The organism is Mesocryomonas fontinalis (assembly GCF_055730125.2).
Genome location: NZ_JBUZWG020000006.1, coordinates 23970 through 50603 on the forward strand (window position 1 = coordinate 23970; position 26634 = coordinate 50603).

Sequence of the window (26634 nt, forward strand, 5' to 3'; positions counted from 1 at the left end):
CGGGAGCGTGACCGAAAAGCCCGCCGAGGACAAGCCGCACCGCGAGAGCTGCGGGCGCATCTCTTGCGCTGCAACCTGTCCGTCATCACGGCCGCGTGCTACAGCGGGAAAACCACGCTCCGGAGCCGATGATGAAGATCCTTGCCAAGACCCTTGCCGTGCTGGCGCTCCTCTTGCCGATCCTCGCCGGCTGCGGCGTCAACAACATCCCGACCTATGAGGAACAGGCCAAGGCCGCCTGGAGCCAGGTGCAGAACCAGTACCAGCGCCGCGCCGACCTGATCCCGAACCTCGTCGAGACCGTCAAGGGCTTCGCCGCGCAGGAAAAGGAAGTGCTGACCGCGGTGGTCGAGGCGCGCGCCAAGGCGACTGCGACCAATATCGACGCCAGCCAGCTCACCGACCCCGCTGCCGTGCAGAAGTTCCAGGCCGCCCAAGGCGAGCTCTCCGGCGCGCTGTCGCGCCTCCTCGTCACCGTCGAGGCCTATCCGGACCTCAAGTCCAACGCGAACTTTCTCGCCTTACAGAGCCAGCTCGAAGGCACCGAGAACCGCATCTCGGTCGCCCGGCGCGACTACATCGAGGCCGTCCGGGTCTACAACACCGAGCTGAAGACCGTCCCAGGTTCCTGGTTCGCCAGCTGGTTCTACCCGGAGTCGAAGCCGATGGAGACGTTTGCGGCAGAGCCCGCCGCCAGCCAGCCGCCGACGGTCAAGTTCAACTGAGATGACGGCGGTCGGCGCGCACACCGGGGCTTTCCGCCCCGCGACAGCGAGCGTCAGGGCGGTCGGCTGGACATCCGTCCGCGCCCGGCTGGCGCCGTTGCCGCTCCTGCTGCTTCTCCTTGCCCTCGCGGTCGCGGCAATGCTCTCGCCCGCCTCCGCCCAGACCTTGCCGCCGCTCACCGGCCGCGTCGTCGATACCGCTGGCCTCCTCGATGCCACCACCCGGAGCGCGCTCGACGCGGAACTCGCCGCCTTCGAGCGCACCTCCTCCGACCAGGTCGTCGTCGCCACCGTGCCGGACCTCCAGGGCGAGGCGATCGAGGAGTTCGGCGTCAAGCTCGCCCGCGCCTGGAAGCTCGGCCAGGCCGGCGAGGACAATGGCGTGCTGCTGCTGGTCTCGAAGGATGACCGCAAGGTGCGCATCGAGGTCGGCTACGGCCTCGAGGGCACGCTCACCGACGCACTGAGCCAGGTGATCATCCAGGACGACATTCTCCCCGCCTTCCGCGCCGGCGATTATCCTGGTGGCATCCGGAAAGGCGCCAGCGCCATCCTGAAAGTGCTTTCGGGCGACGCCGCCGAACTGCAGGCGCGCGCAGAACGCAATGCGCAGGGCGCCGAGGACGGCAGCTCGACCGAGACCGCCCTGTTCATGGGCATCTTCGTGCTCGTCTGGCTGGTCGTTCTCGGCGGCGGCGTGATGGTCATGCTCGCCCGCCGCTTCGGCCAGAAGGTCGGCCCTAACCGCTGGCGCTGGCTCGGCATGGTCTGGACGATCGCCGCCGCCAGCCGCTCCTCCGGCAGGGGCGGCCTCGGCGGCGGCATCGGGGGCGGTGGCTTCGGCGGTGGCGGTGGTTTCGGCGGCGGATCGTCGGGTGGCGGCTTTTCCGGCGGCGGTGGTTCCTTCGGCGGCGGGGGCTCGTCCGGTTCATGGTAGGCTTCACCCCGGCGGAACACGCCCGCATCGCCGCCGCCATCGGCCGCGCCGAGACCGAGACCTCCGGCGAGATCTTCGCCGTGCTCGCCCAAGAGAGCGACGGCTACTTCTTTCCCTCGGCCTTCGCCGCCCTCGCCCTCTCGCTGTTCGCCGGCCTCCTCACCAGCCTCGCCGCGCTCCTCGCCGGCGTGCATCTCCCGGCCTTCGCGCTGGAAGCGGTGCAGGCCCTCGGTGCCGTAGCGATCCTCCTCGCCCTCGGCGTCTTTCCGGCGCTCCGCCTGGCGCTGGTGCCCGCCGGCCTCAAGACCGAGCGCAGCCACAGGATGGCGATGGCGCAGTTCATGGCGCATAACCTGCAGGCCACCGAAGCCCGCACCGGCATCCTGATCTTCGTCTCCGCCGCCGAGCACCATGCCGAGGTCGTCGCCGACGCCGGCATCCACGCCAAGGTGCCGCAAGCCGAATGGGACGCGATCGTCGTGATCCTCACCGACGCCGCGCGCGCCGACAGGCTGGCAGACGGCTTCATCGAGGCGATCGCCGCCGCCGGCCGGCTTCTCGCCGCGCACTTCCCCGCCGGGATGGAGAACCCCAACGAGCTGCCAGACCGGCTGGTCGAGCTCTAGCAAGCCTCCCTCGCCGGCTTCCGTGGCGGACATCGCCCAACACCGCCAACGGCGCGCCTGCCCCAAGAGCGCCAACGGCGCGCCCGTCGGCAAAAGCTTGAGCGCCACCGGCGCGCCCGTCGGCGAAAGCCACAGCGCCAGACCGGCACGTCCGTTGGCGAAAGCCTGAGCGCCACAGGCGCGTCCGTCGGCGAAAGCCCGAGCGCCAGACCGGCGCGTCCGTCGGCGAAAGTATGAGCCTGCCTCGGCTGGACCCTTCGCCGGCTTGCTCCTAAGTTGGCCGCAAACGCACCGGCCCGTCACGCCGGCGCACCACGGCCGCCGACGGCCGGGAACAGGCGGGGAGGCCATCATGACGACGATCGCGGTCAAGGACGAGTGGAAACAAGGCGCCCTCCTGTCGGATGCCGACTACCAGGCCTGGTACGCCCAGAGCATCAGCGACCCCGACGGCTTCTGGGGCGAGAAGGCGCGGGCGATCGACTGGATCACCCCCTTCACCAAGGTGAAGAACACCTCGTTCGAGCCCGGAAACGTCTCGATCAAATGGTTCGAGGACGGCACGCTCAACGTCTCCGCCAACTGCCTCGACCGCCATCTCGCTGATCGTGCCGACCAGACCGCGATCCTCTTCGAGGGCGACGACCCCGCGGACTCGCGCGCCATCACCTACCGGGAGGCGCATGCCGAAGTTTGCCGCATGGCGAACGTCCTCAAGGCCCGCGGCGTCGTGAAGGGCGACCGCGTCACCCTCTACATGCCGATGATCCCCGAGGCCGCCTTCGCCATGCTCGCCTGCGCCCGGATCGGCGCGATCCATTCCGTCGTCTTCGGCGGCTTCTCGCCCGATGCGCTCGGCGGCCGCCTTGCCGGCGCCGGCTCCTCGGTGCTGATCACCGCCGACGAGGGCAAGCGCGGCGGCAAGACCGTGCCGCTGAAGAAGAACGCCGACCGCGCCGTCGCGATCGCCGAGAAGGCGGGGCAGAAGGTCGAGACCGTGCTGGTGGTCCGGCGCACCGGCGGCGAGGTCGCCATGCAGGACGGCCGCGACATCTGGTGGGACGAGATCCGCGACACCGTCGGGCCCGACTGCTCGCCCGAGCCGATGGGTGCCGAGGACCCGCTGTTCATCCTCTACACATCCGGCTCGACCGGCCAGCCGAAGGGCGTGCTGCACACCTCCGGCGGCTATCTCGTCTATGCCGCGATGACCCACAGATACGTCTTCGACCTCAGAGAAGGCGAGGTCTACTGGTGCACCGCGGATGTCGGCTGGGTCACCGGCCACAGCTACATCGTCTACGGCCCGCTCGCCAACGGTGCGACGACCCTGATGTTCGAGGGCGTGCCGAACTACCCCGACGCCTCGCGCTTCTGGCAGGTGATCGACAAGCACCAGGTCAACATCTTCTACACCGCCCCCACCGCCATCCGCGCTCTGATGGGCGCCGGCGACGGCCCGGTGACGAAGACCTCGCGCAAAAGCCTCAGGGTTCTCGGTTCGGTCGGCGAGCCGATCAACCCGGAAGCCTGGAACTGGTACTACAAGGTCGTCGGCGAGGAGCGCTGCCCGATCGTCGACACCTGGTGGCAGACCGAGACCGGCGGCATCCTGATCACCCCGCTGCCCGGCGCCACCGCGCTGAAGCCAGGCTCGGCCACCCGCCCGTTCTTCGGCGTCGTCCCCGAGCTCGTCGACAACGAGGGCGCGGTGCTCGAGGGCGCGACCGAGGGCAATCTCTGCTTGACCACCAGCTGGCCCGGCCAGATGCGCACGGTCTTCGGCGACCACGAACGCTTCGAGCAGACCTATTTCTCGACCTATCCCGGCAAGTATTTCACCGGCGACGGCGCAAGGCGGGACTCGGACGGCTACTTCTGGATCACCGGCCGCGTCGACGACGTCATCAACGTCTCCGGCCACCGCATGGGCACGGCGGAAGTCGAATCGGCCCTCGTCGCCCACCCGAAGGTCTCGGAAGCCGCCGTCGTCGGCTATCCGCACGACATCAAGGGCCAGGGCATCTACGCCTATGTCACGTTGATGTCGGGCATCGAACCTTCCGAGGAGCTGCGCAAGGAGCTCGTCGCGCATGTGCGCAACGAGATCGGCCCGATCGCCTCGCCCGACCGCATCCAGTTCTCCCCCGGCCTGCCCAAAACCCGCTCCGGCAAGATCATGCGCCGCATCCTCCGCAAGATCGCCGAAGACGATTTCTCCGCGCTCGGCGATACCTCGACCCTTGCCGACCCCGCGGTGGTCGACGACCTCATCGACAACCGCCAGAACAAGAAGGGCTAGTCGGTATGGCGGAAACCAAAGGCGCCTGCCGCTGCGGCAAGGTCCAGCGTCGCCTCCAAGGCAAGCCTCTCATGACCATGGCCTGCCACTGCACCGGCTGCCAGAAGATGACCGCCAGCGCCTTTTAGCTGAGTTCCATGTTTCCCGCCGAGGCCTTTTCGGTCACGGCGGGCGAGCCGGTGATCGGCGCCCTGCACGGCGAGCACCTGCACATGTTCTGCCCGCACTGCCTCAGCTGGATGTTCACCCGCCCGGCCGGCATGGACGCCTTCGTCCTCGTCCGCGCGACCATCCTGGACGACGCCGCCGGCTACCGCCCCTTCATCGAAACCTGCACCGCCGAGAAACTCCCCTGGGCGGCGACGCCAGCCGCCCACAGCTTCGACGGCTACCCGCCGCCGGAGCGGTATCCGGCGTTGATGGCGGAGTTCGCGGAGAAGGGCTGATCGAGCGCGGAGAGGAAGGGAAAGACTGGATCAACCTGCCAGACGGTAGTCCCGCGAAAGGGAGCCGAAAACCTCTCCGGTTCGTCATCCCGGACTTGATCCGGGATCCATTCCAAGCCGTTGAACAGGCTCTGTCCGGTGGACATTCCCGTTCTGACACGGACCATTTGGCCGTGCGCAGAGGAATGGATCCCGGGTCAAGCCCGGGATGACGAAACTGAGGCGTTGTGCCGTTACTCCTGAACGCACAATCAAAAAATTACTGCTTGAAACAGTTCTCGCGGTGCCACTGGAGGAAATGCGGATAGGGGCGATCCGCGGGCCGTAGTGGCATGAGCATCTCCCGCTTCTGTTGAGCATCGAGCGCACGCCGTCGGGGTCGTTGACCTGACGCGAAACGAGGATCTGCAAGTCATCCGACAGACTGATCAAGCCCCGGTCGAACATCCAGTGCGCCGTGCCACACAGAGCGATGCCGTTGTTGACGCTATCGGGACCGCTCTTCTCGACCGGCCAGATATGGGCGGCCTCCACCTCCGCACGTCCCCCGCCATTGATCAGCTTCAGGCCTGTCATGGCACAGCGTTCGTCATAGGCCCGCAGAACCACCCGCCGAAAGATCCGATCCCGAACGATCCGTGATCCGAGATAGCTAATGCGGTCTCGTTCCTCGTACACGAAGGACGCCTGCTCTTCCGCAAAGCCGGGAAGGGGAAGATCGGTGTCCGATCGTGGCAGGAGTGCGATATCGAGGGCTGTTCCGCGTTCGACGATCCGATCGAAGTCGCTTGCCGAGATCGACCGAACCGCGGCCTGGGCACGCCCGGAGATTTTTCCACCTTCGTTCAGAACACCGCTCTCCAGCAGGCCATCTTCGTCGCGAAAAGGAACAGGGTTGGCAAACTCCAGGTAGCTGCCGGCTTCGATCACCGCGATATACATTCTCGGCACTGCGGGATCGGCGACAACCTCCTGCACCTTCGCGATGGCAAAATAGCCCCGAGTGGCCACGATCTTGCTCGGCTCGTAATAGATGATCCAACTGCCGACACAGGCTTGAACGCGACCAAGATACTGACGGGGAAACTGATACTGTTCCGCCGGGCGGTCGTTGTAGATCGAATCCGAGCGGTGAATAAAAACGCCTAAGGCCATGCGAGACCGGTAGCGCAAAAGCTCAGCTGAGCACAACTTCCGGCAACGAAGGGGGAATGGGCCAATACCATTCGTCGTCCCTGTGACATTTCGCCTTTCGGCTCAATCCCTTGCCTCAGTCTGACGTTTTTACCGGCAGCCTCTTGCCGTGCCGCAATTCCGGTCCCATACTTTCTCTCGTGTTCAACGCAGTGAAAGGAGGTGATCCAATGTCGAGTGATTTCCAAATGCCGGCTGGGTCTTTGTATCGCGGTGTTTCGGTGGAGCAGTCTCCTTCTCACGCCTAAGATATGCGGGCAGGGTCCGACGACCCCCGGCATGAAAGACTTCACGGGGCCGTTTCTCTCACGAGAAACGGCCTTTTGTGTTTACGGCTTTGGCACTGTCCACCTTGTACGGCTGCGGTGGTGACGGTGAGACATGCGGATCGTATGCCAGCTCGTCTTTCGGCTGATTGACCGTCACCGGCGACTGGCGCATGTTTTTGAAGAACCCGTCAGGAGGCTTGGCATGCGCATTTCGCTGGCTGAAGCAGAGGGCAAATGGGCCGAACTCGTTCGCCAGGCCGAGGCGGGCAACGAGGTGATACTTACGCGCGACGGCGAGGCGGCGGTGCGGCTCGTGCCGGTCACACCTCCCCCTGTTCTCGATGCCGAAGCACGTGAACGGCGCCGGCTCGAACGCCGCAGTCTGATGGAGGCGGTTGCAAGGGACGGCGCGGCGAAGGCCTCACCGGGGCCGAGTGCCGCCCGCAGCCAGGACTTTCTCTATGATGACGACGGGTTACCGGCTTGATCGTGGTCGACACCAGTACCTTGATGGCCATCGTGCTGCGGGAAGCGGACGCGGCGGCTTGCATGGCTGCTCTGGAAGGCGCGGACGAGATCGTTATCTCCGCTGCGACGCTCGCCGAAACCCTCGTCGTGGCAGGCCGTCGTCAGGTCTTGGACGAAGTCTACCGGCTGATCGAGGGACTACCGCTGACCGTCGTTTCCGTCACGCGGGAAGCAGCCGATGACGTGGGCGCGGCCTACCGATACTGGGGCAAGGGCCAGCATCCCGCGCGGCTGAACCTCGGCGATTGCTTCGCCTACGCCTTGGCGAAAACCTTGTCGGCCCGTCTCCTGTTCATCGGCAACGATTTCGCCCAGACTGACATCGCCACCGCCATTCCGGCCTAAGCTCTCCTCGCCTAACTCCTCCCCGTCACCGGTAAAGGTCCGCCCGCGTCGGCGGCAGGCCCGACGGCCCGCGCTTGCGCCGGGTGGCCAGCGTCTGGTGGATCGACACGGTGCCGCGCTCGAAGGCGATCGAGCAGCCGGCGAGGTAGACCAGCCAGAGCCGCGTCTTCGCCTCGCCGACCTCCGCCACCGCGTCGTCGTAGCGGGCGAGCAGCCGGTCATGCCAATGCCGGCAGGTGCGCTGGTAGTGCTCGCGCAGGCCCTCGACGTCGGCGATCTCGAAGCCGTGCTGCTCCATCTGCCGCACCGTGTTGCCGATGTTGTCGAGTTCGCCGCCGGGAAATATGTACTTCGTCAGCAATGCAAATTCCGGCCGCTTGCGCTTGAACACCTTGTCGCTGCGCTTGGCCGGCCGGGTGATGGCGTGGTTGAGGAACAACCCGTCCTTCGCCAGCACCTTGCGCACGGTCCTGTAGTAGGTCGCCATGTTGTCGAGGCCGACATGCTCCTGGAAGCCGACCGAGACGACCTTGTCGAACTTGCCCTCGACGGTGGAATAGTCGCGCAGCTGGACCGAGACCCGGTCCTCCAGCCCCAGCCGCCTGACCTTCGCCTGGGCGAGCGCCACCTGCTCCTCCGACAGCGAGACGCCGGTGGCGGTGACCCCGTAATGCGTCGCGGCGTAGCAGACGAGCGCGCCCCAGCCGCAGCCGATGTCGAGCAGGCGATCGCCGGGCTTCAGGCGCAGCTTGCGGCAGATCAGCTCCAGCTTGTCCTGCTGCATCTGTTCGAGGTCGTTGTCCCAGTCGGTGGCATAGCCGCAGGAATAGAGCATCTCGCGATCGAGGAAGAGCGCGTAGAAGGCGTTGGAGACGTCGTAGTGATAGGCGATGTTCTGCTTGTTCTCGGCGGGGCTGCCATCGCTCGGCCGCTCGTCCTTCACCGTCTCCAGCGGCCAGGGCCCGCCACGCGGCAGCAGCAGGAATTTCAGCGCCAGCTTCACCGCGGCGCCCTTGTCCAGCGTCTTGCGGAAATCGCGCGTCTTCACCGTCGGCTTCTGTTGGACAAGGTCGAACAGGGTGCCGCCGGCGATGTCGATGCGCTTGGCGACCCAGAGGTTGGCGAGGGTGTCGAGCGTCGGCCGGCGGGCGAGAGCGGCCACCGCGTTCTCGTCGGCGATCACCACGGCGAGGCTGTTGGGGCCAAGATCCTCCGGCACGGTCGAGCCGTCCCAGAGCCGGAAGCCGAGCGTCAGCCCGAGCTTCTCCCGGGCATGCGCGATGAACCCGCGGAACGCCCGCACCCGCCTCTCTCTGGCATCCATTTCCGGCTCCTTGCTTCAACCAACGAGGCTACGACGTCCACGCCGCCCCTGTCACGGCGCGCCGGCCGAAAACCGCTGGGGCGTGTCTCACGTGAAACATTCCAGATGCCGAAGGGTTGTCTCTTCAGACAATTTGCCGCAAAGCGACGCTTTGCCGGCCAGACAAGGACGATCTCGTGCGCGTCTCGACCCTCTTCCTCGCTTCGCTGCTGATCGCCGGCCCCGCCGCCGCGCATGGCACGGATCCCGCGGTTCCGCCGCTCGACGGCGGCGTGACCCTCGATGGCGGCGTGTCGCCTGTCCCGGGCACCGCCGGCGCAGCGCTGCCGCCGGACCTTGCCCAGCCCAACCTTGCCCAGACCGGCCTTGCCCAGCCTGACCTGGCGCCGCAGACCGACGGCACCGCCATCGACGGCGGCGCCTCGCAAGGGACGATGCCGGCCAACCGCATGCCCTCGGGTCCGGAGCTGCTGCCCGGCATGCTCGATAGCCAGATCCAGAAGTGCTGGTCGATGCCGGTGATGAAGGGCGATCCCGGCGAGGGCGGCATCGCCCGCATCAGGGTCAAGCTTCTGCCCGACGGCAATCTCGAGGGGCAGCCGATGATGATGGACAAGCCGGCCGGGCCGAAGGGGCTCGTGTTTGCCGAAAGCGCTGCGCGCGCCATCGTCAAATGCGCGCCCTACAAGCTGCCGCCCGAGCAATACGAGGCGTGGAAGGACATCACGCTCTACTTCGACACGCTGGACTTCTGAATACCGCGCGCCCGTCAGGCGCCGGTGCACCAATCGCGCCGCGCCTTGCCCTGATAGGGCGCGACAAGGCCCTCGCGCAGCAGGACGGCGGCGACGTCGGCATGGCCCGCCGCCGACATCTCGGCGAGCACGCGGCCGAAGTACTTGTCGCCGGAGACATTGCGGATCGTCACCGCGCCCCTCGCCAGAAGCGAAGCCAGCCGTGCCTTGGCGACTTCAGCCGCCTGTTTCTCCGCGTCGCATTTGCCGGACATCTCCGGCGCATCGATGCCGCGCAGCCGCACCGCGACGGCTACCGTCTGCTGCGGCCAGATGTGGGCCGTCACCTCCACCGTGTCGCCGTCCCGCACCTTGACGACCTCCGCTGCGATCGGGCCACCGATCGCATTCTCGCGGGCACGGCCGGCAGAACCTGCGGCCAGGAGCAGCGCGAGAGCAGGAAGAAGGCGGAGCATGGACATAAAGGGCACCTGGGTAGACGTAAGATCATTTTCCTATCACGGCGATCCCGTGAGGTCAATGTTCCCTATAGCAGGCGCATCACACCGCAGCCTGTCCGCGAACCATTGCCGGTTCGTGGGTTGAGGCCAGCTTGGGGCGGTGGGGTCCCGGGCAGAGGGCTCCGCCCTCCACAGGACGAAATGGCAAGCAAGCGCCGCGCTGCAGGTCCTCGCCTTCCGCGCGGATGCCACAGACGGCGGTCGCGTCAAACTTCCGCCGCGGTGTGCCAGCAAGCGGCCTCCCGTCTCGACCCGGAGTTTCCCAACGTGCCTGTTCACCTCCGCCCTCTCCGCCTCGGCCTCGCCGCAGCGCTTGTCCTCGCGCTCGGCGCCTGCGCCAGCCGTCCACCCGCGGGCCCGACGACCGCGATCGCCATCGACCGCAGCGCCGCGCTGGCCTCGGTCAACGCCTTCCGCGCCGAGCACAGGCTCGCAGCGCTGAAGACCGACGAGCGGCTGATGCGCGTGGCCGCACGCCAATCGGCCGCGATGGCGGCACGCGACACCATGGACCACGCGGTGGACGGCCGGCTGGACGGCCGGATCGAGTCCGAGGGCTATCGATGGTCGACGATCGCCGAGAACATCGGCAAGATCTACGCGGACTATCCCCGCGCCATGGCCGGCTGGATCGCCTCGCCACACCACCGTGCCAACCTCCTCAACCCCGCGATGACCGAGATCGGCTTCGCCGGCGCCCGCACCAGCAACGGCCGCACCTACTGGACCCAGGTCTTCGCCGCCCCGAGCGACGCCGGACGCTAGCCTCGCCAAGCCTAGAGCCAACCCAAAAGGCCTGCGCCGACCCTCATCCCGCTGCCGCGACCTTCTCCCCGGAGGGGAGAAGAAAGCAGCGTCGGCGTGGTGCATCTTCGCAAGCACAGCTCCTTCGCCCCTCCGGGGAGAAGTGGCCGGCAGGCCGATGAGGGGAGCGCCGACGGCGGAACAGGCCATGGTCCGCATGCCCCCAAGGCCTGCGCCGACCCTCATCCCGCTGCCGCGACCTTCTCCCCGGGAGGGGAGAAGACGGCGGCGGCCGCGTGGTGCATCCTGGAAGGGATTGAGTTCTTCGCCCCTCCGGGGAGAAGTGGCCGGCAGGCCGATGAGGGGAGCGCCGACGGCGGAGCAGGCCATGGTCCGCCTGCCTTGAAGAGCCTGCGCTACGCCGCCCGCCTCAAAAATCCGAGATAATGCCGTTCTTTTCCCAGTCGCCGTAGCGGACAGGCTCCGGCCCGCCGCGGCCGCCTTGTTCCGGCGGCAGAGTGGCAGCCTCGGCCGCGCGGCGGCGCGCCGCGGCCTCGGCAAGGGCGCGTTCGGCGGCGGGCGTCAGCGGGCGGGCGGCGGTCACTTCCGCTTCCGTCGGGGCCACGACGGCAGAGGGTTCGGCAGTTTCGTCTCGCATGGATCGTCTCGCAAAGGGCAGATCGGCCGGGCGGCAGCCCGCACGATGTGCTATGGCCGGTGATGTAGCGATTTTTCCGCCGATTGGCAGGCCTGCGGCAATCGGAGCCCGGCCAACCCCGGTGGCAGCGCGCTGCCGCCCGTTGCCGCCCACTGCAGCCCACTGCCGCGCGGGGCTGGAAGATTGAACGACACGACGATCATCCCCACGTCGCAGGGGATGCGCTGCGGTGGGCGGCGGGATGCGAGGAGCGCGGGAGAACCGATGAACACGATGAAGACGGCGATGCTGATCGCCTTCATGACCGCCCTGTTCATGGGCATCGGCCTCCTCCTCGGCGGCAAAGGCGGCATGCTGATTGCGCTGGGCGTCGCGGTGGTGATGAACCTCTGGTCCTACTGGAACGCCGACAAGATGGTCCTGCGCATGAACAATGCGCAGCAGGTCGACGCCCGCACGGCGCCGGAATTCTACCATCTGGTGGAGCGGCTCGCCGCCAATGCCGGCCTGCCGATGCCGAAAGTCTACCTGATCGACGAGGACCAGCCGAACGCTTTCGCCACCGGGCGCAACCCGCAGAACGCCGCGGTCGCCGCGACCACCGGCCTTTTGCGCCGCCTCAGCCAGGACGAGGTCGCCGGCGTGATGGCGCACGAACTCGCGCATGTCGAAAACCGCGACACGCTGATCATGACGATCACCGCGACGCTCGCCGGCGCGATCTCCATGCTGGGCAATTTCGCGATGTTCTCCGGCGGCAGCGGCGAGAACCGCAATCCGCTCGGCTTCATCGGCGTCATCGCGGCGATGATCGTCGCGCCGTTCGCCGCCATGCTGGTGCAGATGGCGATCTCGCGCACCCGCGAATACGCCGCCGACCGGCGCGGCGCCGAAATTTCCGGCGCGCCCCTGTCGCTCGCCGCGGCGCTGCAGAAGATCGCCAGTAATCACAGCGTCAACGAGCCGGCCGAGCGCAATCCGGCGATGGCGCACATGTTCATCATCAATCCTCTGAGTGGCCAACGCATGGATAGCCTTTTCTCGACCCACCCCGACACGGCGAACCGCATCGCCGCGCTGCAGGCGATGACCGACATCGGCACCGGCCCGCGCGTCGGCCAGCCGGCCCGCGCCGAGCGCGTCACCGAAAGCGCCGCCCCCGGCCCCTGGTCGCGCAGCGCCGATCGTCGCGCGCCCGGTGCCGGCAAGGCCAAGGGGCCATGGGGTTGACCGGCCAGCGCCGCGGCGGCAATTTCGACGCAACCCGGTCCGCCCCCCGCAAGAAGCCCCTGCCGGGCAAGGGCCCGAGCACCTACCAGAATCCGCTGACCAACGGCCCCGGCGGCGGCTTCACGCCCGACGGCTATTCCGCCGGCGACCGCCCGGGCCTCGGCGCGCGGCTGGTGGCGGCCAAGCTGCTGTCGGCCATCGTCGACCAGAAGACCTCGGCCGACGGCGTGCTGGACCCGCGCGGCGGGCATCCGGGCTTCCGGGCGCTGGAGGTCCGCGACCAGGGCCTCGTCAAGGCGATCATCCTCACGGCGCTGCGTTTTCGCGGCACCATCGAGCGCGCGCTCGACCGCTGCCTCGACCGGCCGCTGCCGCCGAACGCCGCTTCGCTGCGCCATATCCTGCATGTCGGCGCCGCGCAGATCCTCTTCCTCGACGTGCCGGACTCGGCCGCCGTCGATCTCGCGGTCGCCGCCGCCAACGTCGATTCCCGCAGCCAGCGTTTCGGCGGCATGGTCAATGCCGTGCTGCGCCGCCTGTCGCGCGAGAAGGAAGCGATGGCCGTGGTGTCGAAGCCCGGCGAGAACATGCCGGACTGGCTGATGGCGCGGCTCGTCGAGGCTTACGGCAAGGAGACCGCGCAGGCGATCGCCCTCTCCCACCTCACCCCGCCGCCGCTCGATCTGACGGTGAAGGGCGACCCGTCCGCCTGGGCCGAGAAGCTCGGCGGCACGGCTCTCCCGTCCGGCACGGTCCGGCTCGGCGATTTCGACGGCCCGGTGACGGGCATGCCCGGCTTCGAGACTGGCGAGTGGTGGGTGCAGGACGCCGCTGCAGCGCTCCCTGCCAAACTCCTCGGCGACCTCACCGGGCTTCGCGTCGCCGACGTCTGCGCCGCCCCGGGCGGCAAGACGGCGCAGCTGATCATGGCCGGCGCCAAGGTCACGGCGCTCGACATCAACGCCAACCGGATGAAGCGGCTGAAGGACAATCTCTTCCGGCTAGGCCTCGAGGCGGAAACCGAGGTCGTCGACCTCGCGGCCTATTCGCCGGCGGAGCCCTTCGATGCCATCCTCGTCGATGCGCCTTGCTCGTCCACCGGCACCATCCGCCGGCATCCCGACGTCGCCTACACCAAGGACGCCGCCGAGGTGGAGAAGCTTGCCGGCGTCCAGGCCCGCCTGCTGCGCGCCGCCGCCGAGCTGTTGAAGCCGGGCGGCCGCCTGGTGTTCTCCAACTGCTCGCTCGATCCGCTGGAAGGCGAGGCCGTGGTCGCCGCCTTCCTCGCGGAAACGACAGGGTTTGCCGTCGACCCGATCCTGCCCGCGGAAATGCCGGGGCTGGAAACCGCGATCGACGCCAGCGGCATGCTGCGCACCACGCCCGCCATGCTGCCGAACCCGGTCGCCAAACTCGCCGGCCTCGACGGCTTCTTCGCCGCCCGCCTGCGCAAGATGTGAGGCCGATTGGCGGGAGCCGATCTGCGGCAGAGGGTCGGCACGCTTGTCGAGGGGAGCGCTGCCCGCCTCCGACGTTTCGTGATCCTCGCGCTTAGCGCGGGGATCTATGCCGAGCCGCTGAATATGCGCCGTCCGGCGGGCGCTTTCGTTCTGCAGCGATTTGGCAGCGATAGCGCTGAGGAATGGATCCCGGATCAAGTCCGGGATGACGAAGCCGCTGGGGTGAATGCCAATCTCCAACCTAGCTGCGGCTGACAGTACGGCGCCAATTTCTCAGTTTCGTCATCCCGGACTTGATCCGGGATCCATGCCAAGCCGTTGAACATGCCCAGTCCGGCGGACATTCCTATTCTGTACCGATCTGACAGCAACAACGCTGACAATTTGTCGAGGCGAAATCAGGGGTGTCGCGATGATCACGTTCGGAATGACAAAGCACAGTGTCGTCGGTTGCCCACCAAACCAAAAGGCCCCCGCCCCTCCCGATGGAGACGCGAGGGCCTTATCCAGCCGCACCGGACGGCTGGAGACAGCTCAAATAAGCCGGCTTACTTCTTTTTGTCGGTGCCGCTCTGCGGGGCCGCGAACTTGCCGGGCACCGTCATTGGCGCCGCTGCCTTGGTCTTGTCGGCCTTCGGCTTGCGGGTTTCCTTGTTGCTGCGCATCTGACCTTTGGCCATGACCGTTTCCTCTCGGTTGTCGATGGCCGAGCCTACAGCATTGGCTGGACGAGCGGAATTGATTTCAGCCGGCCTGCGGACCCGGCAGGGCGGCCTTTCCCGGCCGAGCACCCGCGCCAGCGGCGGCGCCTCCGTCCCTCCGGACGAACCGGTGAAACTTACTTCCCCGACGGCCCGCCGCGGATCGCGGACAGGGCGACGGCGAGTCTCTGGCGCGCGGCAGCGCTTTTTCCGGCACAAGCCGAGCCCACCGCCCCGCCGGATGTTCTAGGGTCGCGCCGATCTGCCGCGATGCCAACCTGCAAGAGAACCGCCATGTCCCCGCAACAAACTCCTTTCGCGTCACCGCTCCGGCAGAAGGCGATCTGGGGCTGGATGATGTTCGACGTCGCCGCCCAGCCCTTCTTCACCGTCGTCATCACCTTCGTGTTCGGGCCCTATCTCGTCTCCCAGATGGCGCGCGATCCGGCCGAGGGACAGGCGGCCTGGGGCCTTGCCGCAGCGGCCGCCGCAATTCTCGTCGCGCTGTTCTCGCCGTTTCTCGGCGCCGTCGCCGACCGGGCCGGGCGGCGCAAGCCCTGGATCGCGGGCTTTGCGCTGGTGAAGATCCTCGCCCTTCTGGCGCTCTGGACGGCGGCGCCCGGAACCAGCCTCCTCGCCGCGCTCGCGCTGCTGGTCGTCGCGCAGGTCGCCGCGGAGTTCTCGATCGTCTTCAACGATGCGATGATCCCGCGCCTCGTCCCCGCCGCCTCGATCGGCCGCGTCTCCAACGTCGCCTGGGGCCTCGGCTATCTCGGCGGCATGGTGTTTCTGGCGCTGACGCTGGCGCTCCTCGCCGCCAGCCCCGAGACCGGGCTGACGCTGGCCGGCATCCCGCCGCTGTTCGGCCTCGACCCGGCGCTCGGCGAAGGCGCCCGCGCCACGGCGCCGCTCGCCGGGCTCTGGTATCTCGTTTTCATCCTGCCGATGTTCCTGTTCACCCCGGACGCCGCGGCGCGGGAGAAGATCGGCCCGGCCATCCGCGCCGCGCTCGGCGATCTCGTCGGCACCTTCAAGGAAGCCCGCACGCGCAAGCCGCTGTTCCGCTTCCTCGTCGCGCGGATGGCCTACCAGGACGGCGTCAACGCCCTCCTCGTACTCGGCGGGGCTTTCGCCGCCGGCATGTTCGGCTGGTCGGTCACCGAGACCGGCCTCTTCGGCATCCTCCTCAACGTCGCCGCCATCATCGGCTGCCTCGCCGCAGGGCGCTTCGAGGCGCGGCTCGGCTCGAAGCGGGTGATCGTCGCCTCGGTCCTTTGCCTGACGCTGGCGACGCTCGGCATCGTCTCGACCGGACGGGATGAGGCGCTGTTCGGCCTCCTCGCCTGGCCGGCGGCAGACGGCGGCACCGGGCTATTCGCCAGTCCTGCCGAGCACGCCTATCTCGGCTGGGGCGTCCTGATCGGGCTGGCCTTCGGCCCGGTCCAGGCTTCCTCGCGGGCCTGGCTCGCGCAGTCCGTCAGCCCGGAGGAGGCCGGCCGCTATTTCGGCCTCTACTCCCTGACAGGCCGCGCGACGTCGTTCCTCGCAACGCTCGCAGTCGCTGGGTTGACGCTGCTCGCGGCGCAATGGACCGCCCCCGAAAACGCTGCCCGCATCGGCATGTCGGCGCTCCTGGTCTTCTTCGCCATCGGACTGGCACTGCTTTGGAAAACGCCGGGGCCGGGCCGCGCCGACTGACAGACTATAAACTACGAAGCTTAAAGGCGTGATCACCATACGTAAGTCGTCGTGACGATAGCGGGCAGGCAAGCATCGATACCGTAAGGGTCGGAGAGTTATTTAACCTCCATAGGATAATAGCCACCTACCGTTAGGATTCTCTGGCAATAGGTGAACCGTGCTCTCCCGTCACATCAGCTTGAATAAGAAAATTATTATCACCTTCGTGCCGATCCTTGTGGCGTTGGGGGCGATGGCCGCCGTCGTCTGGATCAACATCGCCAACGTGCAGACCGCCAATGGCTGGGACATGCATACCACCACCGTCCTAACGGTGGCCGAGGAGGCGCGGGCGGCGTTCAAGGAGCAGCGGGCCAGCACGCGCGGCTTCATCATCACCGCCGACAAGAAGTACGATGAATCCTTCGATGCCGCCTATGCCCTGTTCAACGCCAAGCTGGAATCGCTCGCCACGCTGACCGCCGACAACCCCGCCCAGCAGGCAAGGATCGTTGAGCTTCGGAGGGTCGGCCAGGAATACAAGGTCCTCGGCGACACGCAGATCACCCTCGCATCGACACCCGCAACTGTCTCCAAGGCCGTCGACATCGTCAAGAGTGGGGTCGCCGGCGCCAAGAACGCCGAGCTGGACCAGGTCCTCAACGACCTCATTAAGGCGGAGAACGACCTTCTGGTCGTCCGTCGCGCCTCGGCCAAGAGCTCCTTCGACATGGCCTACACGGTCCTGGCCTCCGGCGCTGCGGCCGCCATCGCCCTCGCTCTGATCATGGGCTGGATGCTGTCGCGCGCCGTCGCCCGTCCGATCGCCGCGATGACCTCGGCGATGAGCGATCTCGCCCGCGGCAATCTCGCGATCACCGTCCCCGAGCTCGATCGCCGCGACGAGGTCGGCGCGATGGCGATGGCGGTGCAGGTGTTCAAGGACGCCGCCAACGAGAACAAGCGCCTGGAAGTCGAGGCGACGGCAGCCCGCGAGACGCAGGCCTCGCAGCGCGATCGCCAGTCCGCGGTCGACAATGCCAAGGCCGAGGATCTGAAGCTCTTCGTCCACGCCGTCGAGGCCGGCTTCGACGAGCTCTCCGCCGGCAACCTCACCGTCCGCATGGACCAGGCCGTAGCGCCCGAGTTCGAACCGATCCGTCAAAAGTTCAACGACAGCGTGACCGCGCTGGAAGAGACGCTCGGCTCGGTCGTTGACGCCGTCGGCTCGATGCGCGTCGGCCTCAACGAGATCACGGTTGCGGCCGGCGATCTCTCGCAGCGCACCGAGCAGCAGGCGGCGAGCCTCGAGGAAACCGTCGCAGCGCTGTCGGAGGTGATGCGCGCCGTTACCGGCACGGCGAACGAGGCCGGCACCGCCCAGACCTCGGCGACCACGGCCCTCAGCAATGCCGAGAAGGGCGGCGTCATCGTTGCGCAGGCGGTGGAGGCGATGAGCCAGATCGAGCAGTCCTCGGACGCCATCGGCAAGATCATCGGCGTCATCGACGAGATCGCCTTCCAGACCAACTTGCTGGCGCTCAACGCCGGCGTCGAGGCGGCACGGGCGGGCGAGGCGGGCCGCGGCTTTGCCGTCGTCGCCCAGGAAGTGCGCGGGCTCGCCCAGCGCTCTGCCGAGGCTGCGAAAGAGATCAAGGATCTGATCTCGACCTCGTCGACCCAGGTCGAACGCGGCGTCAACCTCGTCACCGCGTCCGGCCGGGCGCTGGAGGAGATCGTCTCCACCGTCGGCGAGATGTCCTCGACCGTCACGGGCATCGCCGGCTCGGCGCGTGAGCAGGCGACGAGCCTGAAGGAAGTCGCCATCGCCGCCGACCAGATGGACAAGGTGACCCAGCAGAACGCCGCGATGGTCGAGGAGACCACCGCTGCCGCGCAGACTCTCCTCGGCGAGACCGAGCAGCTGGCAACGCTGATGGACCGCTTCCGCACCAGCGCCAAGCGCACCGCCGCTCCGGCCCCGAAAGCCGCCCAGCGCTCCCGCCCCGCCGCCGCTCCCGCCCGGCGCCCGTCGCCGAGCCAGGCCGCCATCCCGCAGATGCGCCACACCGGCACCGGCGGCGCCGCCGTCAAGACCGCCGCCGCGGAGGACGGCTGGGAGGAGTTCTGATCCCCAGCGCCACACCGGCAACACCGACGGCTGCGGCGCTCCCTTGCGAACGGACTGTTCACCAGTCCCGCCGAGCACGCGTATCTCGGCTGGGGCGTCCTGATCGGGCTGGCCTTCGGCCCGGTCCAGGCTTCCTCGCAAGCCTGGACCGAGCAGTCCGTCAGCCCGGAGGAGGCAGGCCGCTATTTTGGCCTCTCCTCCCTGACGGGCCGCGCGACGTCGTTCCTCGCAACGCTCGCAGTCGCTGGGTTGACGCTGCTGGCGGCGCAATGAACCGCCCCCGAAAACGCCGCCCGCATCGGCATGTCGACGCTCCTCGTCTTCTTCGTCATCGGGCTGGCACTGCTTTGGAAACGGAGGTCGCCTCTAAGTTGGTAGTCTGCATAAATTCAACTAATTCGATATACTGCTAGTCAGATAATATTAGTGGGCTATTGATAGTCTCGGGAACCAGAGCCGCTCCTGTCGGAGCGACCGGGTCCAGAGGGCGCCGAAGCGCAAACCGACATGCTTAAGCATCTAAAAATTTCGACCAAAATCATCGGGACGGTTGTTGCCGTCAGCCTCGTGGGCCTCGTTCTATCCAGCTATGCCTCCACTCAGATGAAGGTAATTGATGACGCCTATTCCGATCTGATCGCCAATCGGGATGCCGCAGTTGTCAAGCTGGCGCGGGCTGGAAGAAACGTCAGTGAGGCTGGTTACAGCTCCTACAAATCCTTGGTCTACGACGGGTCTAGCGCCGAAGCACAGCAATCTGCCGCCGCCCGCGAGGATGCCATGGCCAAGGCAGTTCCTCTTTTGGCCGACGCAAAAGCTGCCTTCCCTCTGTTCTCTGACGATTTTGCGGACCTTTCCCGCGAGCTTACGGCGATTGAAGACTTTGGAAAGCGTGCATCGGTTTTCAGCCTTGCGAACAACGATAATGCAGCGAAGCCGCTCTTGTCGGAGATGGATGAGCAAGCAAGGCAATTCACCGTCGGGTACCAGTCGCTGCGCGACAAGCTGCTCGCCTCGACTGCCGCCGAGTCTGACGCGCTGACGGATCAGACCTGGTCCACCATCAAGGAGCTCCTTGCGGGGACTTTGATGGCGATGCTGCTGGGGATTGGTGGTGCTCTTGCGATTTCATCCAAGGGCATCACCGGTCCGCTCAACCGGCTGGGCCAGCGGATGAGCGAACTGGCATCCGGACGCCTGGATGTCGAGGTCGATGGACAGGATCGCCGCGACGAGGTCGGGGCGATGGCGAAGGCGGTGCAGGTGTTCAAGGACGCCGCCAACGAGAACAAGCGCCTGGAAGGCGAGGCTACGGCCGCCCGCGAGACGCAGGCCTCGCAACGCGATCGCCAGTCGGCGGTCGACAACGCCAAGGCCGAGGATCTGAAGCTCTTCGTCCACGCCGTCGAGGCCGGCTTCGACGAGTTGTCCGCCGGCAACCTCACCGTCCGCATGGACCAGGCCGTCGCGCCGGAGTTCGAACCGATCCGTCAAAAGTTCAACGACAGCGTGACCGCGCTGGAAGAGACGCTCGGCTCCGTCGTCGACGCCGTCGGCTCGATGCGCGTCGGCCTCAACGAGATCACGGTTGCGGCCGGCGATCTTTCGCAGCGCACCGAGCAGCAGGCGGCGAGCCTCGAAGAGACCGTCGCGGCACTGTCGGAAGTCATGCGCGCCGTCACCGACACCGCGAGCGAGGCGGGCACCGCCCAGACCTCGGCGACCACGGCCCTCAGCAATGCCGAGAAGGGTGGCGTCATCGTCGCGCAGGCGGTGGAGGCGATGAGCCAGATCGAGCAGTCCTCGGATGCCATCGGCAAGATCATCGGCGTCATCGACGAGATCGCCTTCCAGACCAACTTGCTGGCGCTCAACGCCGGCGTCGAGGCGGCACGGGCCGGCGAAGCGGGCCGCGGCTTTGCGGTCGTCGCCCAGGAAGTGCGCGGGCTCGCCCAGCGCTCTGCCGAGGCTGCCAAGGAGATCAAGGACCTGATCTCGACCTCGTCCACCCAGGTCGAGCGGGGCGTCAACCTCGTCACCGCGTCCGGCCGGGCACTGGAGGAGATCGTCTCGACCGTCGGCGAGATGTCCTCGACCGTGACGGGCATCGCCGGCTCGGCCCGCGAGCAGGCCACGAGCCTCAAGGAAGTCGCCATCGCCGCCGACCAGATGGACAAGGTCACCCAGCAGAACGCCGCGATGGTCGAGGAAACCACGGCTGCCGCCCAGACCCTCCTCGGCGAGACCGAGCAGCTGGCAACGCTGATGGACCGCTTCCGCACCAGCGCCAAGCGCACCGCCGCCCCGGCGCCCGCTGCCCGCACCGCCCAGCGCTCCCGCCCCGCCGCCGCTCCCGCCCGGCGCCCGTCGCCGAGCCAGGCCGCCATCCCGCAGATGCGCCACACCGGCACCGGCGGCGCCGCCGTCAAGACCGCGGCGAAGGAGGACAGCTGGGAGGAGTTTTGATCCCCAGCGAACCCAGACCGGCGGCAGCGCTGATCCGATAAAGACAGACGGCTGCGGCGTCCCCATCATGGAGGGCGCCGCAGCCGTTTTCGTCAGGACTTCAAAGACGTCGCCTGCCTCCGCGCGATCCGCGCACCGGACCGGGCGACCGCCGACCGAGCGGCGCCCTCAGTGCCGGAAGTGGCGCATGCCGGTGAACACCATGGCGATACCGTGCGCGTCGGCTGCGGCGATCACCTCGGCATCGCGCATCGAGCCGCCGGGCTGGATCACCGCCGTGGCCCCCGCCTCGATCGCCGAGATCAGGCCGTCGGCGAAGGGGAAGAAGGCGTCGGAGGCGACGACCGAGCCGTGCGTCAGCGGCACGATGCCGTGCGTCCCGGCATGCCCGGCGGCAAGGCCGGCCACCTGCTCGGCGCCGACGCGCGCGGTCATCAGCGCCGTCGCCGCGTCCTCGGCCTTGCGCGCGGCGATGCGCGAGGAATCGATGCGGCTCATCTGGCCCGCGCCGATGCCGACCGCGGCAAGGTTCTTGGCATAGACGATGGCGTTCGACTTCACGTGCTTGGCGATGCGGAAGGCAAATTTCAGGTCCGCCATCTCCGCCTCGCTCGGCGCGCGCTTGGTCACCACCCGCAACTCGATGTCGTCGATCACGCCGTTGTCGCGCGACTGCACCAGGAGCCCGCCGGCGACCGACTTCACCATCGTGCCGCGGGCACGCGGATCGGGCAGGCCGCCGGTGAGGAGGAGCCGGAGGTTCTTCTTGCCCGCGACGATGGCGATCGCCGCCTCGTCCGCGTCGGGCGCGATGATCACCTCGGTGAACACCTCGACCATCGCCCGCGCCGCCTCGGCGTCGAGCGTGCGGTTCATCGCGACGATGCCGCCGAAGGCCGAGACCGGGTCGCAGGCGAGCGCCGCGCCATAGGCCTCGGCAAGGCTCGCGCCTTCCGCCACGCCGCACGGGTTGGCGTGCTTGATGATGGCGACCGCCGCGGTGCGCGCCGGGTCGAACTCGGCGACCAGCTCGAAGGCCGCATCGGTGTCGTTGAGGTTATTGTAGGAGAGTTCCTTGCCCTGCAGCTGCCGGGCGGTGGAAACGCCCGGACGCTCGTCCGAGGTGCGGTAGAAGGCCGCCGTCTGGTGCGGGTTCTCGCCATAGCGCAGCGTCTGCGCCAGCGTTCCGGCAAAGCTTGCCTGGCGCGGTGCGGCATCCTTCAGCGTCTCCGCGAACCAGGTCGAGATCGCGCTGTCGTAGGCGGCGGTCCGGGCAAAGGCCTTCGCCGCCAATTGCTGGCGCAGCGCGAACGGCGTCTCGCCCGCGCCGTCCGTCAGCGCCTCGAGGATCGCCGGATAGTCGGCGGGGTCGGTCGCGACGGTGAGATAGGCGTGGTTCTTCGCCGCCGCCCGGATCATCGCGGGGCCACCGATGTCGATGTTCTCGACCGCCGAGGCGTAGTCGGCGCCGGCCTTCACCGTCGCCTCGAACGGGTAGAGGTTGACCACCAGGAGATCGATCCCGGCAATGCCGTGCGCTGTCATCGCCTCGGCATGGGCGGGATCGGCGCGCACCGCCAGCAGCCCGCCATGGACGCCCGGATGCAGCGTCTTCACCCGCCCGTCCATGATCTCGGGAAAGCCGGTGAGCTCGGCGACGTCGCGCACCGCAAGGCCCTCCGCCTGAAGCGCCTTGCGCGTGCCGCCGGTCGAGACCAGCTCGACGCCGGCCGCCGCCAGCGCGCGGGCGAAATCGGCAATGCCGGTCTTGTCGGACACCGAGAGCAGCGCCCGCTTCAAGGGCAGGCGGTCGGGCGCGGGATAGGCGTTGGCGGTGACGGCCATGGGGCGGATCCTTCAAGGGCTCTCCGGGGCTCCCGCCCCGCTCATCTCGCCCTGATACCGCCCACCGCCAGCCCTGACAACGCCGCGGGATCATGCGCGCCCAGCCTGGTGGGCTGCGGCCGCGGCAACTCACCGTCGGCGCTCCCCTCATCGGCCTGCCGGCCACTTCTCCCCGGAGGGGCGAAGGAGCTGTGCTTGCGAAGATGCACCACGCCGACGCCGCCGTCTTCTCCCCTCCCGGGGAGAAGGTCGCGGCAGCGGGATGAGGGTCGGCGCGGGCCTTGCAGGTATCCGGGCCAACGCGTCCCTTTCGCCGTCGGCTCTCCCCTCATCGGCCTGCCGGCCACTTCTCCCCGGAGGGGCGAAGAACGCGGTGCCTTCAATCCCGCACCACGCCGACACTGCCGTCTTCTCCCCTCCCGGGGAGAAGGTCGCGGCAGCGGGATGAGGGTCGGCACGGGCCTTCGCACGACGACGCACCAGACCTATCCGTCGCGCCCGCCCCGCAGGCGGGAGCTGCTCCCGGGTCAGCCCGCCGGCGGCACGCCCGGCGCCGGCGGCGCTTCGCCACGGGCGGCGGCGCGCTTGGCGGCGAGGTCGTCGAAGGTGTTCGGGAGGACGCCGACCGCGCGGTTCATGCCGCCGCAGCCGGCGAGGAGAAGGGCGAGGCAGAGGAGAGCGAGCTTGGCCATGGAAAGAGTGTAGCCGGGCTTTCCGCGTTTGTCAGGCCAGAGCGGGCGCCGGCACCCTCACCCCGGAATGCGGGCGATAACCTTGATCTCGAAATCGAAACCGGCGAGCCAGGTGCCCCCGACCGCGGTCCAGTTCGGATAAGGGGCGGCTGGGAAAACCTCACCCTTCACCGCCATGACCGCGGGGAACTGGCGCTCGGGATCGGTGTGGAACGTCGTCACGTCGACGAGGTCGGCCATCGTGCAGCCGGCCGCGGCGAGGACCGCTGCGAGATTGTCGAAGGCGAGACGGACCTGGCGCTCAAAGTCAGGCTCCGGCGTGCCGTCGCTGCGGCTGCCGACCTGGCCGGAAACGAAGAGCAGGTCGCCCGACCGGATGGCGGCGGAATAGCCGTGCTGTTCGTAGAGAGCATGGCGGTCGGGAGGAAAAATCGTGTCGCGCGGGATCATGGCAAGGTCCGATGTCAGGCCGGCGGCCACCTCAGACAGAAGCGATGGGAAGGCCGGGAAGCTACAGAAAGGCGCCGAAGTCTGATATACGACGCGTATCCAAATAGAACGACATACGCCTCGTATGTCAATTCACATCCACTGCGTATCCCGGAGGAGGGCTCGCCATGCCGCCCAGGCGCCGTCTTGAGACCATGGAGGAAAACCGCGCCAGGCTGCTGGCGGCGGCGCGCCTTGCCTTTGCGGAAAAGGGTTTTGCCGCTGCGTCGATGGACGAGCTGACCGCCGATGCCGGGCTGACGCGCGGGGCCCTCTACCACAACTTCGGCGACAAGAAGGGGCTGCTGGTCGCCGTGGTGGCCGCCATCGACGGCGAGATGGCAGCGGCGGCCCACAAGGCCGCGGCGGCAGCGCCGACCGCCTGGGAAGGCCTTCTGGCGGAGGGATCGGCCTATATCGGGATGGCGCTCGATCCGGAGGTTCGCCGCATCGTGCTGCTCGACGGGCCTGCCTTCCTCGGCGATCCCTCGCAATGGCCGAGCCAGAACGCCTGCCTTGCCCTGACGCGGGAGGCCGTTGCCGGGCTGATCGCGGACGGGATCGTCAGGCCGGTCGATACAGAGGCGGCCGCCAGGCTGCTCAGCGGCGCGGCGATGAACGCAGCCCTGTGGGTGGCCGCGAGCGAGACGCCGAGCGCCGTGCTGCCGGTCGCGGTCGAGGTGTTTTGCCTGATGGCGGCGGGGCTTCTGATGGAAGACCCGGCATCGGCTGCAACCGGAACCGCCCCTAGCGCTTGACGAAGCGCCAGGCGATGTCCGTGCGCTCGGCGGGGTCGAAGGTCACGACGATCTGCGCCGTGCGGCGGGCGCCGGCGCTGTCGGCGAAGAAGATGCTGTCCTCGAGCTCGACGTCGGCATCGCAGTGGAACTGCCAGACCTCCTTGCGCGCGGTGAGGATCACCCCGTCCGCCGTGCGCTCGGCGGAAACGCCGGGGTGAAGGTGGAAGCGGATCGCCGCCGGCATGCGGGGCCGCGGCGACTTGGCGCTCGCCGCGAACAGCCGGTCGGTGCCCTCGATCACCCGGCCGTCGCGGGCGAGGAACAGCGAGCGCTCGTGCACGAGCCCGTAGCGCTGGCGGTAGCCGTCATGCGCGGCGGTAAAGCGCTGGCCGGCATCGCTGTCCTCGCGCGTCGTCGGCACCCGCGTCGGCCCGGCGATCAGCGGCGCGCCGAGAAACCGCTCGACGAGGCCCGATTGCGAGAACCGCGCGGAGGAATGGTCGGCGACCGTCAGCGTCGAGTGCGCCGCGGTGGTGCGGGCGAGCCGGCGCCAGTCCTCGTCCTGCCGCGCCGGGGCACCGCAGTTCACCACCAGGCGGCTCGATCCGGAGGAGAACTCGAAGGCGAGCGTGCCGGCATGCGCCTCGCCGGAGAGGTTGGAGGCCGGCGGCAGGCCGGTATCGGCGATCAGCACCGTGCCGGCGGCCGACAGACGCTGGTAGCCGGACTGGCGGGCATGGCTGATCGGATCGCCGAGCGTCTCGTCATGGCGCAGGAGCGCGGTGATCAGCTGGCCCTCGGACACCCCGGCGCCGTTGAACAGCGCCACCGCGCCATCGGCGTGGCGGAAGAAGCGCAGCGCCGGCAGCATGCGGTCGATGGCGCGGATCAGGCCTTTCGGCACCGGCTGGTTCTGCTCGGCGAAGGTCTGGCGCAGCGGCAGCAGCTCGGCGAGAATCTCGATATTGGCAGCGGGATTGCGCGAGACATGGCCGCCATCGGCGAAGATCTGCCGGTCGAGCTCGTCGGAGAGGTTGCGCGCGGCGACCCGCATGTGGCCGCCGCCGGTCGGCATGCACAGCGACAGGAAGGCCAGCGCTATGCGTGCCCGAAGCCGCGGCAAGCCGTCCGGCGCCTCGGCGGCGATCGAGCGGAGATAGCGCATCTCGCGCGACAGGCTGCGCAGGAACTTCCGGTAGAAGGCGAAGTCGGCGTCGACGAGGATGAGGTTGGAATGCGTCAGCCAGGCGATCACCCGGCGCGCGGTGACGTCGACCTCGTGGGTGCGCGGTCCGAGCGAAAAGCCGGTCTCGCGCTGCCAGTCGGCGATGAGGGCGCGCGCATTGGCAGCGGCGAGCGCATCGCCGGCCTCGCTGAGATGGCGCAGCCAGCCGAAGGAATGCAGCTCGGCCGCCCAGCCGCGCGAGGGCGGCGTCACCTGGAACGGCGAGCCGGTGTCGATTTCGACCAGCTGTCCGGCCAAGTAGAACTTGCCGGCATAGATGTCGGCCGCGATGATCGGGTCGCCGCGCCGCAGCTCGGGCGGGGTGACCAGCAGACGATCGGGCGCGCTGCCGGCGAACCGCCAGCGGTGCAAGGGCCCGATGCGCAGCCGCCGGCGGACCCGCCGCCAGGCTTCCGAGATCATCAATGCCGCTAGGCGCGGTCGATCCGCCAATTCCGCTGCCACTCCCGAATCCTGCCCATGCCGGTTCCCGTGCGCAGGCGAGCTGCGGGCGAACACGGCTGCATCCACCATGAAGACCTTTCGCAGATCAAGGTAAACGCAATGATAAGATCGGGCTCCGGACCGTCCGCAGGCTTCCCGGATAGCGGCATCACCCGCC

Annotated in this window: 22 protein-coding genes and 2 pseudogenes; 15 read left to right on the forward strand and 9 right to left on the reverse strand. The window is 67.9% G+C overall.

Features of this window, described 5'->3' with window-relative positions; all coding sequences use genetic code 11:
* Window positions 1-128: 128 nt before the first annotated feature.
* The 5 genes and pseudogenes from ACZL02_RS15340 (at window position 129) to ACZL02_RS15360 (ending at window position 5036) form a co-directional block, all read left to right on the forward strand.
* The gene (locus ACZL02_RS15340) at window positions 129-725 is read left to right on the forward strand and encodes a LemA family protein (RefSeq protein ID WP_472939138.1); all 597 of its coding nucleotides are present in this window, start codon (window positions 129-131) and stop codon (window positions 723-725) included.
* Window position 726: 1 nt separating this feature from the next.
* Entirely contained in the window at window positions 727-1662 is a 936-nt protein-coding gene (locus ACZL02_RS15345; protein WP_472939139.1) for a TPM domain-containing protein, read from the forward strand.
* Window positions 1656-2288, forward strand: coding sequence for a TPM domain-containing protein (locus ACZL02_RS15350; protein ID WP_472939140.1), 633 nt, complete (start codon window positions 1656-1658; stop codon window positions 2286-2288). The genes ACZL02_RS15345 and ACZL02_RS15350 overlap by 7 nt, the downstream gene beginning before the upstream one ends.
* A 352-nt stretch (window positions 2289-2640) precedes the next feature.
* On the forward strand, window positions 2641-4590 hold the full coding sequence (gene acs / locus ACZL02_RS15355) for an acetate--CoA ligase (RefSeq protein WP_472939141.1): 1950 nt from the start codon (window positions 2641-2643) through the stop codon (window positions 4588-4590).
* A 5-nt stretch (window positions 4591-4595) separates the two neighbouring features.
* A pseudogene (locus ACZL02_RS15360) lies at window positions 4596-5036 on the forward strand (GFA family protein).
* A 259-nt stretch (window positions 5037-5295) separates the two neighbouring features.
* Here ACZL02_RS15360 and ACZL02_RS15365 read toward each other — a convergent pair.
* Window positions 5296-6191, reverse strand: a pseudogene (locus tag ACZL02_RS15365) (HNH endonuclease).
* Between the two features lie 510 nt (window positions 6192-6701).
* Here ACZL02_RS15365 and ACZL02_RS15370 point away from each other — a divergent pair.
* Together ACZL02_RS15370 and ACZL02_RS15375 are read left to right on the forward strand one after the other, a co-directional pair.
* The gene (locus ACZL02_RS15370) at window positions 6702-6986 is read left to right on the forward strand and encodes a type II toxin-antitoxin system Phd/YefM family antitoxin (protein ID WP_472939142.1); all 285 of its coding nucleotides are present in this window, start codon (window positions 6702-6704) and stop codon (window positions 6984-6986) included.
* The gene (locus ACZL02_RS15375) at window positions 6983-7372 is read left to right on the forward strand and encodes a type II toxin-antitoxin system VapC family toxin (RefSeq protein WP_472939143.1); all 390 of its coding nucleotides are present in this window, start codon (window positions 6983-6985) and stop codon (window positions 7370-7372) included. Before ACZL02_RS15370 ends, ACZL02_RS15375 begins: the two co-directional genes overlap by 4 nt.
* Window positions 7373-7397: 25 nt before the next feature.
* Here the strand turns inward: ACZL02_RS15375 and ACZL02_RS15380 are convergent, their stop codons facing one another.
* Window positions 7398-8696: a class I SAM-dependent methyltransferase gene (locus ACZL02_RS15380; protein WP_472939144.1), complete on the reverse strand. Its 1299-nt coding sequence runs from the start codon at window positions 8694-8696 to the stop codon at window positions 7398-7400.
* A 176-nt stretch (window positions 8697-8872) separates the two neighbouring features.
* Between ACZL02_RS15380 and tolA the strand changes: the two genes are divergently transcribed.
* Window positions 8873-9451 carry a cell envelope integrity protein TolA gene (tolA, locus tag ACZL02_RS15385; protein WP_472939145.1) on the forward strand — a complete coding sequence of 193 codons (579 nt, stop codon included), beginning with the start codon at window positions 8873-8875 and terminating at the stop codon, window positions 9449-9451.
* A 14-nt stretch (window positions 9452-9465) separates the two neighbouring features.
* Here the strand turns inward: tolA and ACZL02_RS15390 are convergent, their stop codons facing one another.
* The gene (locus ACZL02_RS15390; RefSeq protein WP_472939146.1) at window positions 9466-9912 is read right to left on the reverse strand and encodes a thermonuclease family protein; all 447 of its coding nucleotides are present in this window, start codon (window positions 9910-9912) and stop codon (window positions 9466-9468) included.
* 306 nt (window positions 9913-10218) lie between these two features.
* On the opposite strand from ACZL02_RS15390, the gene ACZL02_RS15395 reads away from it, so the two are divergent.
* Window positions 10219-10716 carry a CAP domain-containing protein gene (locus tag ACZL02_RS15395; protein WP_472939147.1) on the forward strand — a complete coding sequence of 166 codons (498 nt, stop codon included), beginning with the start codon at window positions 10219-10221 and terminating at the stop codon, window positions 10714-10716.
* A 409-nt stretch (window positions 10717-11125) separates the two neighbouring features.
* On the opposite strand, the gene ACZL02_RS15400 is transcribed toward ACZL02_RS15395, so the two are convergent.
* Complete coding sequence (locus ACZL02_RS15400) at window positions 11126-11353, reverse strand: DUF1674 domain-containing protein (RefSeq protein WP_472939148.1); 228 nt, start codon at window positions 11351-11353, stop codon at window positions 11126-11128.
* Between the two features lie 264 nt (window positions 11354-11617).
* Here ACZL02_RS15400 and htpX point away from each other — a divergent pair, with 264 nt between their 5' ends.
* A complete protein-coding gene (htpX, locus tag ACZL02_RS15405) occupies window positions 11618-12583 on the forward strand; it encodes a zinc metalloprotease HtpX (protein ID WP_472939149.1) in 966 nt (321 codons plus the stop codon).
* Entirely contained in the window at window positions 12574-14043 is a 1470-nt protein-coding gene (locus tag ACZL02_RS15410; protein ID WP_472939150.1) for an RsmB/NOP family class I SAM-dependent RNA methyltransferase, read from the forward strand. Before htpX ends, ACZL02_RS15410 begins: the two co-directional genes overlap by 10 nt.
* A 548-nt stretch (window positions 14044-14591) precedes the next feature.
* Here ACZL02_RS15410 and ACZL02_RS15415 read toward each other — a convergent pair.
* A complete protein-coding gene (locus tag ACZL02_RS15415; RefSeq protein ID WP_472936362.1) occupies window positions 14592-14723 on the reverse strand; it encodes a hypothetical protein in 132 nt (43 codons plus the stop codon).
* Between the two features lie 315 nt (window positions 14724-15038).
* Between ACZL02_RS15415 and ACZL02_RS15420 the strand changes: the two genes are divergently transcribed.
* The 3 genes from ACZL02_RS15420 (at window position 15039) to ACZL02_RS15430 (ending at window position 21021) form a co-directional block, all read left to right on the forward strand.
* Window positions 15039-16442, forward strand: coding sequence for an MFS transporter (locus tag ACZL02_RS15420; protein WP_472939151.1), 1404 nt, complete (start codon window positions 15039-15041; stop codon window positions 16440-16442).
* Between the two features lie 208 nt (window positions 16443-16650).
* A complete protein-coding gene (locus ACZL02_RS15425) occupies window positions 16651-18555 on the forward strand; it encodes a methyl-accepting chemotaxis protein (RefSeq protein ID WP_472939152.1) in 1905 nt (634 codons plus the stop codon).
* 951 nt (window positions 18556-19506) lie between these two features.
* The gene (locus ACZL02_RS15430) at window positions 19507-21021 is read left to right on the forward strand and encodes a methyl-accepting chemotaxis protein (protein WP_472939593.1); all 1515 of its coding nucleotides are present in this window, start codon (window positions 19507-19509) and stop codon (window positions 21019-21021) included.
* A gap of 168 nt (window positions 21022-21189) precedes the next feature.
* Here ACZL02_RS15430 and purH read toward each other — a convergent pair whose 3' ends face one another.
* The 3 genes from purH to ACZL02_RS15445 form a co-directional block, all read right to left on the reverse strand.
* The gene (gene purH / locus ACZL02_RS15435) at window positions 21190-22866 is read right to left on the reverse strand and encodes a bifunctional phosphoribosylaminoimidazolecarboxamide formyltransferase/IMP cyclohydrolase (RefSeq protein ID WP_472939153.1); all 1677 of its coding nucleotides are present in this window, start codon (window positions 22864-22866) and stop codon (window positions 21190-21192) included.
* A 527-nt stretch (window positions 22867-23393) separates the two neighbouring features.
* On the reverse strand, window positions 23394-23558 hold the full coding sequence (locus ACZL02_RS15440; RefSeq protein ID WP_472939154.1) for a hypothetical protein: 165 nt from the start codon (window positions 23556-23558) through the stop codon (window positions 23394-23396).
* 57 nt (window positions 23559-23615) lie between these two features.
* Window positions 23616-24008: a RidA family protein gene (locus ACZL02_RS15445; RefSeq protein WP_472939155.1), complete on the reverse strand. Its 393-nt coding sequence runs from the start codon at window positions 24006-24008 to the stop codon at window positions 23616-23618.
* Between the two features lie 167 nt (window positions 24009-24175).
* On the opposite strand from ACZL02_RS15445, the gene ACZL02_RS15450 reads away from it, so the two are divergent.
* Window positions 24176-24805: a TetR/AcrR family transcriptional regulator gene (locus ACZL02_RS15450; RefSeq protein ID WP_472939156.1), complete on the forward strand. Its 630-nt coding sequence runs from the start codon at window positions 24176-24178 to the stop codon at window positions 24803-24805.
* Here ACZL02_RS15450 and ACZL02_RS15455 read toward each other — a convergent pair.
* Complete coding sequence (locus tag ACZL02_RS15455) at window positions 24795-26477, reverse strand: heparinase II/III family protein (protein ID WP_472939157.1); 1683 nt, start codon at window positions 26475-26477, stop codon at window positions 24795-24797. The genes ACZL02_RS15450 and ACZL02_RS15455 overlap by 11 nt on opposite strands.
* Window positions 26478-26634 lie beyond the last annotated feature (157 nt).

Coding starts and splice junctions, on each gene's coding strand:
- ACZL02_RS15420 (WP_472939151.1), top strand. CDS start 15,039: ATGTCCCCGCAACAAACTCCTTTCGCGTCACCGCTCCGGCAGAAGGCG.
- purH (WP_472939153.1), bottom strand. CDS start 22,866: ATGGCCGTCACCGCCAACGCCTATCCCGCGCCCGACCGCCTGCCCTTG.
- acs (WP_472939141.1), top strand. CDS start 2,641: ATGACGACGATCGCGGTCAAGGACGAGTGGAAACAAGGCGCCCTCCTG.
- htpX (WP_472939149.1), top strand. CDS start 11,618: ATGAACACGATGAAGACGGCGATGCTGATCGCCTTCATGACCGCCCTG.
- ACZL02_RS15430 (WP_472939593.1), top strand. CDS start 19,507: ATGGATGAGCAAGCAAGGCAATTCACCGTCGGGTACCAGTCGCTGCGC.
- ACZL02_RS15450 (WP_472939156.1), top strand. CDS start 24,176: ATGCCGCCCAGGCGCCGTCTTGAGACCATGGAGGAAAACCGCGCCAGG.
- ACZL02_RS15400 (WP_472939148.1), bottom strand. CDS start 11,353: ATGCGAGACGAAACTGCCGAACCCTCTGCCGTCGTGGCCCCGACGGAA.
- ACZL02_RS15445 (WP_472939155.1), bottom strand. CDS start 24,008: ATGATCCCGCGCGACACGATTTTTCCTCCCGACCGCCATGCTCTCTAC.
- ACZL02_RS15340 (WP_472939138.1), top strand. CDS start 129: ATGATGAAGATCCTTGCCAAGACCCTTGCCGTGCTGGCGCTCCTCTTG.
- ACZL02_RS15390 (WP_472939146.1), bottom strand. CDS start 9,912: ATGTCCATGCTCCGCCTTCTTCCTGCTCTCGCGCTGCTCCTGGCCGCA.
- ACZL02_RS15380 (WP_472939144.1), bottom strand. CDS start 8,696: ATGGATGCCAGAGAGAGGCGGGTGCGGGCGTTCCGCGGGTTCATCGCG.
- ACZL02_RS15350 (WP_472939140.1), top strand. CDS start 1,656: ATGGTAGGCTTCACCCCGGCGGAACACGCCCGCATCGCCGCCGCCATC.
- ACZL02_RS15345 (WP_472939139.1), top strand. CDS start 727: ATGACGGCGGTCGGCGCGCACACCGGGGCTTTCCGCCCCGCGACAGCG.
- ACZL02_RS15410 (WP_472939150.1), top strand. CDS start 12,574: ATGGGGTTGACCGGCCAGCGCCGCGGCGGCAATTTCGACGCAACCCGG.
- ACZL02_RS15440 (WP_472939154.1), bottom strand. CDS start 23,558: ATGGCCAAGCTCGCTCTCCTCTGCCTCGCCCTTCTCCTCGCCGGCTGC.
- ACZL02_RS15370 (WP_472939142.1), top strand. CDS start 6,702: ATGCGCATTTCGCTGGCTGAAGCAGAGGGCAAATGGGCCGAACTCGTT.
- ACZL02_RS15415 (WP_472936362.1), bottom strand. CDS start 14,723: ATGGCCAAAGGTCAGATGCGCAGCAACAAGGAAACCCGCAAGCCGAAG.